Below are 12,366 nucleotides of genomic sequence, written 5' to 3'. Positions count from 1 at the left end.
CGTTCGGCCCACGGCGGCCACTGACGTGCCGGCAAGCCGAATGTCTGAGTACCTTTGAGTCCTTTCCATCTTTCGTACCAATGCTCCCCATGCTTGCTTTCATCACCTGGGACGTGTCGCCCATCATTGCCCACCTCGGCCCGCTGACGCTGCGCTGGTACGGGCTGCTGTTTATGTCGGGCTTCGTGTTCGGCACCTTTATTCTGTCGCACATCTACAAGTCGGAGCGGGTGTCGCCACATTGGGTCGATGTCATTACCATCTACATGCTGGTGGGCACGGTGGTGGGCGCCCGGCTGGGGCACTGCCTGTTTTACGACCCTGCGCACTACCTGGCCAACCCCATCGAAATCCTGAAAATCTGGGAGGGCGGCTTGGCCAGCCACGGTGCCACCATCGGCATTCTGTTGGCCTGCTGGCTGTTTGCCCGCAACAACAAGTTCGATTACCTCTGGGTGCTCGACCGGATTGTAATTGTGGTGGCGCTGGGCGGGGCCATGATTCGGTTTGGCAACCTGATGAACTCCGAAATCGTGGGCGAGCCGACCGATAAGCCCTGGGCCTTCGTGTTTGTGCACGATGCCGAGCACCTTGTGCCCGTAACCCGGCCGCTGCCGGCCGGTGCGGTGCAGGTAGCCGCCGAGCCTCGGATGCTGGAGGATGGCACCCGCACGTACCGGCTGCTGCCCGACCAGCCCGTCGCCCCCGATTCGCCGATGGCCGTGCCGCGCCACCCCACCCAGATTTACGAGGCGCTGTTTTGTTTGGTGCTGCTCTCCATTCTCTACACCATGTGGAACCGCACCAAGGAGCATACGCCGCGGGGCCTGCTGTTTGGCCTGTTCGTCGTGTTCCTGTTTTCGCAGCGCTTCCTGGGCGAGTATCTGAAGGAAAACCAGGTGTCCTTCGAAAACAATCTACCGCTGAACATGGGCCAGATTCTGAGCATTCCGCTGATCCTGGTGGGACTCTGGGTGCTGTGGCGGGCCGGTAAAAACCCCAACAACCCCTACGGCTACGCCCCGCGCGACCTGGGCCAGCACGAAGACAAAGACAAGCCGGTGGCCAAAGTCCGCTAGCAACCAAAAAGGGCCGATTCAATACTGAATCGGCCCTTTTTTTAGGAGTTCGGCTAAGCAAAAGCTACGTTGGGCTTACAGCTTGTACTCGTAGATGTTGCCTTCCTCGGTGCTGATGAACAGCGTGTTGTCGTCGTCCTTGTGAAAGACGATGCCCTCGGTCTGTCCGGCTCCCTTCAGGGAAATGCGGCGGGGCGTGGCTTTCAGGGCGGCCTCGAAGCTGCTGCCTTCCAGCACAAACAGCTCCTCGCGGGCCAGCAGGGCAATGCGGTGGCCGTCGGAGCTGACGTCGGCCCCGGTTACTTCGCCGGGAATGGCCAGCTTGGTCAGCAGCCGGGCTTTCTGATTGCCGCCCTGGTCGGAGAGGGTGTACACCTTGCTGGTTTTGCCCGCGCCCCGGTCTTTGGTAAACAGGTACACCTTGCCCGCGTGCCAGAGCGAGGCTTCGCAGTCGAAGTTGCGCTCCTTCTTGCCGGGAGGAAAGGCCGTCTGGTCGGCGTAGCTGAAGTTGGATTTGCCCAGGTCCTGGGAATTCGACGTGGGGTTGATGCGGTACACGACCAGGTCGCGGCGGCTGTTGTTGTTGTTGCCGGCATCGACCACGAAAATGTTGCCTTTGTCGTCCTGGGCCAGGCTTTCCCAGTCCACGTTGGAAAACGGCAGCGTGGCTTTGCTCAGCAGCCGGCCGCTCATGTCGATTTTGTAGAGCACGGGCTCGTTGCCGGCGTCGGCGTGGGTGTAGAAGGTGCCGGCCGTTTCGGCGCGGGCCAGGCCCGAGCTTTCCGGCACGCCGCCGTTCAGGGAGCCCACCTTGCGCAGGCCGGGCACGGCGGCATCAATCAGGTTGTTTTCCAGGCTTTCCTGTTTGTCCTTTTTCTTGCCGCCTTTGCCTTTCTTGGCGTCGCTCTGGGCTTCGGAGCAGCTAGTGGCAAAGAGGCAGGCAGCCAGAGTGGTGCCAAGCAATAAAATACGCATAGGAGCGGGTATAGAGCGGAAAAAAAGCCTCTGCCGCGGGGCAAAGGCGTGAGACAGAAATCCCCTATACGCAGGCTGGCCCGGTTAAGGTACAGGGTCGTAGCCGTGGCCGCCCCAGGGGTGGCAGCGGCCGATGCGGCGCAGGGCCAGCCAGCCGCCCCGCCACGGCCCGTACTTCTGCACGGCCTGGGCCGCGTAGGCCGAGCACGTGGGCTGGTAGCGGCAGCTGGGCGGCGTCAGCGGCGAAATCAGGTGGCGGTACACCCAGATCAGACCCAGCAGCAGCTGGCGGAACAGGTAAGACATGGCAGAAGCGGAGACGCGGGCGAAAGGGGCGGGCTACCAGAACCGGAAAGGCTTTTCGTAAGTTTGGCCTTCGTAACACCGCGCACTACTGCCGGGGTTTCTTTCTCTCATTCCCATTTTTTCCCACCTATGCTAAATAAACTCTGGGCGAAGGTACTGCTGCTGGCGCTGCTGCTGCCCGCCGTGGCCCGCGCCGACGAAGGTATGTGGCTGCCGCTCTACGTGAAGCGCCTCAACTACGCCGACATGCAGAAAAAAGGCCTCAAGCTGACGGCCGAAGAAATCTACGACGTGAACAACGCCAGCCTCAAAGATGCCATTGTGCAGCTGGGCGGCTTTTGCACCGGCGAATTTGTGAGCAGCCAGGGCCTGCTGCTGACCAACCACCACTGCGGCTACGACGCCATTCAGAGCCACAGCACGCCGGAAAACAACATCCTGGAAAAGGGCTTTTTCGCCGCCAACAAAAGCGAGGAAAAAACCAACCCCGGCCTGTTCGTGGACATCCTGGTGCGCATGGAAGACGTGACGGGCAAAGTGCTGGAAGGCATTACGCCCCAGACCTCGGAAGTGGAGCGCAGCATCCTGATTCAGCAGCGCCAGACCGAGCTGGCCAACGCCGCCAAGGAAAACGGCCAGTACGTGGCCTACGTGCGCGACTTTTTCGCCGGCAACGAGTACTACATGTTCGTGTACCAGCGCTTCGGCGACGTACGCCTGGTCGGGGCCCCGCCGGAGGCCGTGGGCAAGTTCGGCGGCGACACCGACAACTGGATGTGGCCCCGCCACACCGGCGACTTCTCGATGTTCCGGGTGTATGCCGACAAGAACAACAAGCCCACCGCCGGCCCCCAGGCCGACAACGTGCCCTACGTGCCCAAAAAGCACTTGCCCGTGAGCTTGCAGGGCGTGAATGAGGGCGACTTTGCCATGGTGTTTGGCTTTCCGGGCCGTACGCAGCGGTTTTTGCCCGCCGCCGGCCTGCAAATGACGCTTGATCAGACCAACCCGGCCCGCATCAAGCTGCGCGACACCCGCCTGAAGATCTGGAAGGAAGACTCGGACGCCAACCCCGTGGTGCGCCTGCAATACGCCTCGAAATACGCCAACATTGCCAACTACTGGAAGTACTTCATCGGGCAGAACGAAGGCATGAAGCGCCTGAAAACCGTGGATCAGAAGAAGGCCGAGGAAGCCTCCCTCGTGCAGTGGATTGCGGCCGACGCCGCGCGCGGCCCCAGCTACGGCGCGGCTCTGAACGACATCAACCAAGCCTACCAGGGCCTGCGCGCCTACAACCTGAGCTCGGTGTACGTGAGTGAAGCGGCCAACGGCACCGAAATAGTGGCCTTTGCCGGCCGCCTGGCTCCGCTCTACAAGCTGCTTCAGGACCCCAAAGCCGACAAGGCCGCCATTCAGCAAACCGTCGCCAGCCTGCGCGGCGCGGCGGAAGAGCACTTCAAGGACTACAACGCCCCGACCGACAAGAAGGTGTTTGCCGCGCTGCTGCAGCTCTACGCCGCCGACGTGCCCAAGGACCAGCAGCCCGACGTGTTCCAGACGGTGAGCAAGCAGTACGGCGGCTCGATGGCGAAGTATGCCGACTACGTGTTTGCCAATTCCTTCCTGGCTTCCAAGGCCAAAACCGAGGCTTTCCTGGCCGCGCCCACGCTGGCCAAGCTGGAAAACGACCCCGGCTTTAAAACCTGGAACTCGGTGCAGCGCAACTACACCCAGAATATTCTGCCCAAAATGCAGGGCTACCAGGCCACGCTGGCCCGCGCCAACCGCTCGTACGTAGCCGCGCTGCGGGCCAAGAATGCCGACAAAGTGTACTCGCCTGACGCCAACTCGACGCTGCGCCTAAGCTACGGCTCGGTGCGCGACTACTCGCCCCGCGACGCGGTAGACTACAAGTTCTACACCACCGCCCAGGGCATTCTGGACAAGGAAGACAATACCAACCCCGAGTTCGTGGTGCCCAAAAAGGAAAGTGAGCTGCTGCAGGCCAAGGACTACGGCCGCTTCGCCGACAAGGACGGCACCCTGCACGTGGCCTTCACCACCGACAACGACATTACCGGCGGCAACTCCGGCTCACCCGTCATCAACGGCCGCGGCGAGCTGATCGGCATTGCCTTCGACGGCAACTGGGAAGCCATGACCGGCGACCTGGCCTACGACAAGGACCTGAAGCGCTGCATCAACGTGGACATTCGCTACGTGCTCTGGTGCGTGGAAAAGCTCGGCGGCGGCAAGGCTCTGGTCGATGAAATGACCTTGGTCAACAACGGCCCGAACCCCGGCGTGGCCCCGTCGGCCAGCGGCGCGGCCCTGCTCAATCAGCTCGGCGACGCCGATAAGCTGAAGGTGAAAGCCGACGAAGGCAAAACCAAGGTTAAGAAGAAGAAAGGCAAGGAAAAAGAGCCGGCCGCCGCCACCATGTAACCCTCAGTTTCGCTTTTCTTTGCCCTAAAGGCCCCGGTGCAGTATGCGCCGGGGCCTTTTTGCTGAAAGCCGCAAAATAGGGCGGGCGGCATGCTTCAGTTTCCCCGAACATTTAACTACTTAGGGAGCGGAAAAACGACTTTACGCTCACGGTTCGGCCTATGCCAAAAATCTACCTTTCACTGAGTCTCTTCCTGTTAACCTCCCCACTGGCGCTGGCCCAGGGCAACGGGCCCGGCATTCGGGGCGCCCGGGCCGCGGCGCTGGGCAACGCCTCCGTGACCCTGGCCGACGTCTGGGCGGTGGGCAACAACGTGGCGGGCCTGGGCCAGGTCACGAGTGCGGCCGTGGGCTTCTACGCCGAAAACCGCTACCTGAGCCGGGCCCTGAACACGGCCGTGCTGGCCGCGGCCCTGCCCGTCGGCTCCCTCACCGACGGCAAAGCCACCCGCGGCGTGGTGGGCTTCGAGGCCCAGCGCTTCGGCGACAAGCTCTATTCGGAGCAGCGCGTGGGAGCCGGCTACGGCTACCGGGGCAGCCTGGTGAGCGTCGGGGCCCGCTTCGACGTGCTGCAGGTCAGCATCGAGGGGCTCGGCAGCAAGCGGGCCGTGGCCGTGTCGCTGGGCGGGCAGGCCGAAGTGGTGCCCAACCGGCTGGTTTTCGGGGCTTACCTCTATAATCTGAACCAGGCCCGGCTGGCCGAGTACGACCGGGAACGGGTGCCCACGGTGCTGAAGGCCGGCCTCTCGTTTCGGCCCACCGACAAGGTGATGCTGAACGCCGAAACCGAAAAGGACGTGGACCAGGCCGCCGATTTCAAAGCCGGCGTCGAGTACCTGGTAATCGAGGCGCTGGCCGTGCGCGGCGGCTTTTCGACTCTCAGCCGCCAAACCACGGGCGGCGTGGGCCTCAAAGCCGGGCAGTTCCGCATCGACTACGCGGCGGCCTGGCACACGGCTCTGGGGCTGAGCCAGCACTTGGCTATTGGCGTGCAGCTAAACCGCGCCGCCAAATGAAGCGGTACTTACTCCCGCTGGTCGCCCTGACGGTGCTGCTGGCGGCCCGCCCGGCCCGGGCCCAGGAATACGTGCGCCCCCCCGCCGACCTCGACCGGCTGGTACAGGAGCTGTTCGCCGAAATTCAGAGTGACCAGGTGCCGTACGAGGACCTGTATGAGACGCTGCTGCTTTACTACCAGACGCCGCTCAACCTGAATACGGCTTCCCGCGAAGAGCTGCGGGCGTTGCTGCTGCTCTCCGAAACCCAGATTTCGGCCTTGCTGGAGCATCGCCAGGCCCAGGGCAACCTCATCAGCCTCTACGAATTGCAAAGCGTGGACGGTTTCGACCTGCGGACCATTTACCGGGTGTCGCCGTTTGTGGCCGTGCAAAGCAGCGTCGGCAACGCCGCCCGCGGGCCGCTCTGGAAGCGCATTGCCCAGGAGGAAAACAACGCCCTGTTCGTGCGCTACGAGCGAATCTTACAGGACCGCCAGGGCTACGCCGCCCCCGATACCACCAGCACCGGCCGCCCCGCCAGCCGCTACCTGGGCTCCCCCGACAAGCTGCTGGTGCGCTACCGCGTCAGTCACCAGCGGGACTTCAGCCTGGGTATTACGGCCGAAAAGGACGCCGGGGAACCGCTGATCTGGAGCCCAAGTACGCGGCGCTACGGGGCCGATTTTTACTCCGGGCACTTTGTGTTGCAGGAGCGGGGCCGCCTCAAAACCCTGGCCCTGGGCGACTACCAGCTGCAATTTGGGCAGGGCCTGCTGCTGTCCTCGGGCTTGCAGGTGGGCAAGGGGGCCGAAACCATTACCACCATCCGGCGCAGCAGCCTGGGCGTGCGGCCCTACTCGTCGGTGCTGGAAAGCACGTTTTTCCGGGGCGCGGCGGCCACGGTTACCCTCACCTCCACGCTGCGGGCTACGGCTTTCGTGTCGCGCAAGCGGGTGGATGCCAACGTGCAAACGGCCGCCGACTCCCTGGCCGAGTTCGACGAGTTTTCGTCGGGCTTTCTGATTACGGGCTTCCACCGCACGGCCTCCGAGCTGGCCAACCGCCAGACGCTGCGCGAAACCATCGGGGGCGGCAACCTGACCTACACCAGCCGCAGCGGCAACTTCAGCGCCGGCCTCACGGCCGTCGACACGCACTTCGACAAGCCCCTGCAGCGCCAGCCCGAGCTGTACAATGCCTTCGAGTTTCGGGGGCGGCACAACCTGGCCATCGGGGCCCACTACAGCTACGTGATTCGCAACGTGATGCTGTTTGGCGAAACGGCCCGCTCCAGCAGCGGCGGCATCGGCACGGTCAACGGGATGCTGGCCAGCCTGGCTTCCAACGTGGACATCTCGCTGCTGTACCGTAACTACGCCCGCGACTTTCACACCTTCTACGGAAACGCGCTCAGCGAAAACACGCGCAACATCAACGAAAAAGGCCTTTACGTGGGGCTGAAAGTGCGGCCCGTGTCGCGCTGGGAGGTGTCGGCCTACTACGACCAGTTCCGCTTTCCGTGGCTGAAGTTTCAGGCCGGCACCCCCACCGAGGGGCACGACTGGCTGGTGCGCGTGGCCTTTACGCCCTCCAAAACCAGCCTGCTCTACGCCCAGATCCGCACCCGGGAAAAGGAGTACGACGTAGCCGCGCCGGGCAACCTGCCCCGCACCGGGCCCACGCAGCGCCGCAGCCTGCTGCTGTTCTACGATACCAGCCCCACGCTGATTCTCAGCCTGCGCACCCGTTTGCAGGGCACGCACTACCGCGAGGATAACGGCCCGCAAAGCACGGGCTACGTGCTGGCCCAGGATGCCTCCGTGAAAGTGGGCCGCCGGCTGCAGCTCAGCGGCCGCTACGCCCTGTTCGACACCGACGACTTCGACACCCGGCAGTACGTGTTTGAGCAGGACGTGCTGTACGCCTTTTCGGTGCCGGCGCTGAGCGGGCAAGGCACCCGGGCCTACGCCATTGCCGAGGTGAAATGCACCAAGCACCTGACGCTGTGGCTGCGCTACGCCGAAACCCACTACCGCCACCAGAATACCGTCGGCTCGGGCCTGGAGCAGGTGCAGGGGCCGCGCCGCTCGGAGGTGAAAGTGCAGGCCCGCTACCGGTTCTGATTGCTGTATAAGGGCCAGCCGGCCAACAAAAAAAGGCGGCTCCTCAACGAGGAGCCGCCTTTTTTGGCGTTAGGCAGGATGGGTTACTGCTTCATCAGGCGCTGTACCGACGTGCCCTCGGGCATATCAATGTGCAGCTGATAGATGCCGGTGCTGAGCTTGCTCAAGTCCAGGTCGTACTGGAGCAGCGCCGCGCCCTTGGTCAGGGTGTGGGCGGCTACCGTGCGGCCCATGGCGTCGGTTACGCGCAGCGTCATGGTGCCGCGCTGGGCGTTATCCACGTTCACCTTGAAGATGCCGGTGCTGGGGTTCGGATACACCTGGATGCCTTTCAGCTGCGTGGTGCTCTTGTTGCCCAGTACGTTGGCTTCGTTGGTGTAGCTGGAAGCGCCGATGGCATTTACCGACCGTACGCGGTAGAAGTAGCGGCCATTTACGGCAACCTGGTCTTCGTAGTACGTGCCCGGGGCGGGTACCGTGGCAATGCGCTGGAAGTTGGTGTTGTTCTGGAAGGAACGCTCTACTTCGTACGACGTAGCGTTGGACGAGCCATCCACGGCCCACAGGACGTCTACTTTGCCGGTGCCATTGCTGTAGGTGTTGTACAGCGTCTGGAGCGAGAAAGGAGCGGGGGGCACGGTGCCCAGGGTGCACAGCTCCAGGCTCCAGGAGCGCAGCGAACCGCCGTTCGAGGGGTTGTTGTCCTCGATGGTCAGCTTCCACTCGCCGCTGATGTTGGTTGCGGCGGGGTCGTTGAGCAGGTCGGCCAGGCGGCCGACGGGGCGTACCGTGGCGCCGGTGTTCAGCGGGCAGCTGATAGCCGCCGGTGCCGCGTCGTCAAAGCCGAGGGTCACGTCGGCGGTGCCGGGGCAGGCGTTAGCCAGCAGCACTACCGAGCGGCCCTGCGGGTTGGTCAGCGTCAGCTTCAGCTCGCTTACGTCGGGGTGGGTGATGGACAGGTTCCGGATTTTGATGTCCGATACCACATCCGAGGTCGAAACGATGACGCTGGACGTTACCGTGCGAACCGCACCGGCCGGAATAGCGCGGGGCACCTGGGTCGAGGCAATGGTCTGGCAGACGGAAACGCCGGTCTGGAACTGGGTAGCGGCCGAGAACGGAGCCGTACCGCAGGGGCTGGTGCCGCGCACGCGCCAGAAGTAGGTCGTGTTGGGCTGCAGCGAGAGGCTGGGCGTGTAGCTGGTGCCCGTCACGCTGGTCAGCGGCAGCACTACGTTGGTGAAGGTGGCGTTGGTGGCCACTTCAATTTCGTAGCCCGTCGCATTGGGTACGGCCGACCAGGTGAAGCGGGGCCGCAGCGTCGATTTGGCTGCTACCGTGGGGGTAATTGGTGCGGCGGCCTGCGAGGCCAGCGGGCTGATGGTAATCAGGAACTGCTGCTGCTGGGTTACGCTGCCGCTGGTGCCTACCAGGCTGATGAGGTAGGTGCCCGAAGGCGTAGCCGAAGTCGTGGTGATAGTAGCCTGGGTCGAGCCGCCTACGTTCACGCTGTTGTTGGCGTAGCTTACCGTCACGCCGGTCGGCAGGTTAGCCGCCGACAGGGCCACGGCACCCGTGAAGCCCTGCAGCTGACCTACGGCCACGTTCAGGGTGGCCGTAGCGCCGGGGCAAATGGCCGGCGCGTCGCCCGAGGCCGTGGTCGGCGTCAGGAAGAACGTGGGAGCCGTAGCGGCCTGAATGGTGAAGTCGCTGTTCGAGATGTCGAAGAAGATATTGCCCGAAGCCTGCACCTTGATGCGGGCCGAGGTCGTGCTGGCTACGCTGGCCGGCACCGTAATCTGCTGCTTGCCGTCGTTGGGCGTATTAGCCAGCAGCATGGTGGGGAACGTACGGCCGCCGTCGGTCGACAGCATGATGTCCACGTTGGCGGCGTTGATGGGCGCGGCCGTGGTGTTGGCCACATCCCAGGTTACCTGCTGGGGCGTGCCGGCCAGCCAACGCAGGGGCGTCGAGAGGGCCGCATTCGGGAACGTCACCAGGAAGGGGCCCGCCGTGGGCACCACCACTACGTTCATCGAGTCGTAATCTACTCCGCCGCCGCCCACGCGGTTGTCGCGGGCTACGAGGCGGAAAATCAGCCGCCGACCGTAGGTGGGCAGAATTTCCCCAATCGTGTCGGTGTTGGTAATCAGGTTATAGATCTTGGGGAACGTGCGCGAGGGCACGGGGGTGGGGGTGAAGAACCGGAAAATCGGCGCGTCGCCGGCGGGCTGCGTCGGGTCGCCGGTCGGGCCCAGGTTATATTGCTCCCACGAGTAGGTCAGCGGGTCGCTGTTGGGGTCGGTGGCCGAGCCGGTGAGCGTAAACGGCGTCTTTACCGGAATCCGGTAGTTGGCGCCGGCGTTTACGACCGGGGGCTGGTTGTTGGTGGGCGTCACCACGCCGCAGTTGCCGGCGCCGGTGATGTGGGCCACAATCTGGTCGAAGCTGCGCGAGTGAAAGTACGGCACGCTGTTCAAGGCCAGATCCTGGGGCGAGCAGATGCCGGCGTAGGCCATAATCGTTACGCCGCTGCCGGGTTCGTAAGCCGACACGGCCGATAGGTTGCCCCCGTCGCAGCTTCCTTTATTACTGTTAAAAGTATGGTCGCCGCCAAACTGGTGGCCCATTTCGTGGGCTACGTAGTCGATGTCGAAAGCGTCGCCGGTGGGGTTGCCCGAGCCGGTTACGCCCCGGGCCTTGCCCTGGGTGTAGGCCGCATTGGTGGGCAGGCAAACCGAGGGCTTCTGGGCCACGCCGCCGCCGCCGGTGCTGAATACGTGCCCGATGTCGTAGTTGGCTTCCCCGATAATCGTGGAGATGGTCCGCTGGTTCTGGTTCAGCATGGCCGAACCACTATTATTGGTGTAGGGGTCGTTGGCCGCGTCCAGGTAAATCAGCTGGTCGGTGTTGGCAATCAGCACAAGGCGCACGGCTACTTCCTTCTCGTACACGCCGCTCACGCGGTTGACCGAAGTTACCATTGCCGCCAGGGCGCCTTCCTTGGTGCCGCCTTTGGTGGCCGCGTACTCGCCGGTGCAGGCCAGGGCCAGCCGGTAGGTGCGCAGCTGGGTGCCGTTGGGCTGCCGCTGAAATACCGTGGGCTGGGGCATGCCTACCGCTTTCTGGTCGTCGGTGGTCAGGCAGGTAAAGCTGGAGCCGGCCGTGGTCATGGCCGCCCGCTCGAATACCAGGTGGTGCTCCGCGTCGCCTGGGGTAGCGGGGTCAATGTAGACCGTGCGGCCCTGGCTGCCCAGAATCATGGCGTGAAAACCAGCGGGCGACACGTCCAGGCGGGCCGTGGCGGCCGGGTCGTCGATGCCCTGGGCCTCGTAGGTTTTGATGGAGGGATACTTCGCCGCCAGCGCCGGGTGCATCACGGGCACTTCCACGACGCGGAACCGCTGCGAGCTGCCGTCGGGCATGGGCAATGAGAGGACCGTAGACGAGCCCCGGGCGCCGGCGCCTTTCTCGGCGGGAGCCTTCTGCAGCACGTCGCGCACGGCATCCATCTGGAAGGAAACAGGCCGGTATTGCCGCAGGGCGGCAGTGGTTTGGCGGGCGGCAGCCGGTGCCTGGCTGTCGTTGGCCCAGAGGACCCGCTGAGCGGCCGCTTGGTGCGGGGTGCCCACCGTCGCCCACAGCAGGCCGCCCAGCAGAGCCGGCCGCCACGTGCGCCACGAGTTGGTAAAGGTTGATGTCATAAAGAGAATCGGGAAAAATGAAGGAAAGTCAGAGAAGTGTTTGTAAGCGCCTAAGATACTATTTTTCACCTGCCACCGAGCCCGCAGGCGGCAAATTTGCCCCGCTAAGCGCCTGCGCCCGGGTTACGACCCCGGAGCTTCGAATCTTTTCTTGCTGCCGGCGGGCAGCTGGTCCTTGTCGAAACAGATATAGTGCTGGGTGTCGCCGGGGCAGTAAGGCTCAATGAAATAGGTGTGGCCATTGCGGATCAGCATGGCCCGCAGGCCGGCGGTGGTCAGCTCCAGCCGCACGTCGTTGGCGGGGTGGCCGGGTTCCTGGCCGGCGTAGGTGCGCAGGTTCGGGTAGCGGGCCGCCAGCTCGGGCGCCATAACGGTGCTCAGCCGCAGCTGGTAGGTGGCCAGCGCCCCATCGGGCAGCGGCAGGCGCACCAGCGGGCCAGTCTGGTCGGTGGCCGCGGCCAGGGCCTTTTTCAGGCCCGGCAAGTCAAGGCGCAGCACCTGGTAGCGGCTGGGCCGCAGACGGGGCAGGCCCAGCCGCCGCGCCTGGGCGGCGGGCACCGGCTGCCAGAAGCTGGGCGGGGTGGGGCTGACAAACGGTAGGGCGCCTGGCAGAACGGGCCGGGACGCGGGTGGGGCAGCGGCCCCGGCAGTCAGATAAATATAGAAGAGCAGGAGGAGCATACCGCAGAAGGACAAAGCAAAACCGGGCCCGACAAACGGCCGCCTACGCCGC

Annotated in this window: 8 protein-coding genes; 4 read left to right on the top strand and 4 right to left on the bottom strand. The window is 63.9% G+C overall.

Going from position 1 to position 12,366, the window contains the following annotated elements:
- Window positions 1–89: 89 nt before the first annotated feature.
- Window positions 90–1,079, top strand: a complete 990-nt coding sequence (gene lgt, locus E5K00_RS10890) for a prolipoprotein diacylglyceryl transferase (protein WP_135463247.1) — start codon at window positions 90–92, stop codon at window positions 1,077–1,079.
- 75 nt (window positions 1,080–1,154) lie between these two features.
- On the opposite strand, the gene E5K00_RS10885 is transcribed toward lgt, so the two are convergent.
- Window positions 1,155–2,054 (bottom strand): hypothetical protein, encoded by a 900-nt coding sequence (locus E5K00_RS10885; RefSeq protein WP_135463246.1) that lies wholly within the window; start codon window positions 2,052–2,054, stop codon window positions 1,155–1,157.
- An 84-nt stretch (window positions 2,055–2,138) separates the two neighbouring features.
- Window positions 2,139–2,360: a membrane protein insertion efficiency factor YidD gene (gene yidD / locus E5K00_RS10880; protein WP_135463245.1), complete on the bottom strand. Its 222-nt coding sequence runs from the start codon at window positions 2,358–2,360 to the stop codon at window positions 2,139–2,141.
- Window positions 2,361–2,489: 129 nt separating this feature from the next.
- Here yidD and E5K00_RS10875 point away from each other — a divergent pair, with 129 nt between their 5' ends.
- The 3 genes from E5K00_RS10875 (at window position 2,490) to E5K00_RS10865 (ending at window position 7,929) form a co-directional block, all read left to right on the top strand.
- Window positions 2,490–4,808, top strand: a complete 2,319-nt coding sequence (locus E5K00_RS10875) for a S46 family peptidase (protein ID WP_135463244.1) — start codon at window positions 2,490–2,492, stop codon at window positions 4,806–4,808.
- A gap of 161 nt (window positions 4,809–4,969) precedes the next feature.
- Window positions 4,970–5,824, top strand: a complete 855-nt coding sequence (locus tag E5K00_RS10870) for a hypothetical protein (RefSeq protein WP_135463243.1) — start codon at window positions 4,970–4,972, stop codon at window positions 5,822–5,824.
- Window positions 5,821–7,929, top strand: coding sequence for a helix-hairpin-helix domain-containing protein (locus E5K00_RS10865; protein ID WP_135463242.1), 2,109 nt, complete (start codon window positions 5,821–5,823; stop codon window positions 7,927–7,929). The genes E5K00_RS10870 and E5K00_RS10865 overlap by 4 nt, the downstream gene beginning before the upstream one ends.
- Before the next feature lie 83 nt (window positions 7,930–8,012).
- Here the strand turns inward: E5K00_RS10865 and E5K00_RS10860 are convergent, their stop codons facing one another.
- Both E5K00_RS10860 and E5K00_RS10855 read right to left on the bottom strand, forming a co-directional pair.
- Window positions 8,013–11,633 (bottom strand): reprolysin-like metallopeptidase, encoded by a 3,621-nt coding sequence (locus tag E5K00_RS10860; RefSeq protein ID WP_135463241.1) that lies wholly within the window; start codon window positions 11,631–11,633, stop codon window positions 8,013–8,015.
- A 123-nt stretch (window positions 11,634–11,756) separates the two neighbouring features.
- A complete protein-coding gene (locus E5K00_RS10855) occupies window positions 11,757–12,314 on the bottom strand; it encodes a hypothetical protein (RefSeq protein ID WP_135463240.1) in 558 nt (185 codons plus the stop codon).
- Window positions 12,315–12,366 lie beyond the last annotated feature (52 nt).

Origin of the sequence: Hymenobacter aquaticus, assembly GCF_004765605.1 — a bacterium.
GTDB lineage: Bacteria > Bacteroidota > Bacteroidia > Cytophagales > Hymenobacteraceae > Hymenobacter > Hymenobacter aquaticus.
Note: the sequence above shows the minus strand (reverse complement) of the source record. Positions and strands in the feature narration are given on the sequence as shown.

Coding starts and splice junctions, on each gene's coding strand:
- lgt (WP_135463247.1), top strand. CDS start 90: ATGCTTGCTTTCATCACCTGGGACGTGTCGCCCATCATTGCCCACCTC.
- E5K00_RS10885 (WP_135463246.1), bottom strand. CDS start 2,054: ATGCGTATTTTATTGCTTGGCACCACTCTGGCTGCCTGCCTCTTTGCC.
- yidD (WP_135463245.1), bottom strand. CDS start 2,360: ATGTCTTACCTGTTCCGCCAGCTGCTGCTGGGTCTGATCTGGGTGTAC.
- E5K00_RS10875 (WP_135463244.1), top strand. CDS start 2,490: ATGCTAAATAAACTCTGGGCGAAGGTACTGCTGCTGGCGCTGCTGCTG.
- E5K00_RS10870 (WP_135463243.1), top strand. CDS start 4,970: ATGCCAAAAATCTACCTTTCACTGAGTCTCTTCCTGTTAACCTCCCCA.
- E5K00_RS10865 (WP_135463242.1), top strand. CDS start 5,821: ATGAAGCGGTACTTACTCCCGCTGGTCGCCCTGACGGTGCTGCTGGCG.
- E5K00_RS10860 (WP_135463241.1), bottom strand. CDS start 11,633: ATGACATCAACCTTTACCAACTCGTGGCGCACGTGGCGGCCGGCTCTG.
- E5K00_RS10855 (WP_135463240.1), bottom strand. CDS start 12,314: ATGCTCCTCCTGCTCTTCTATATTTATCTGACTGCCGGGGCCGCTGCC.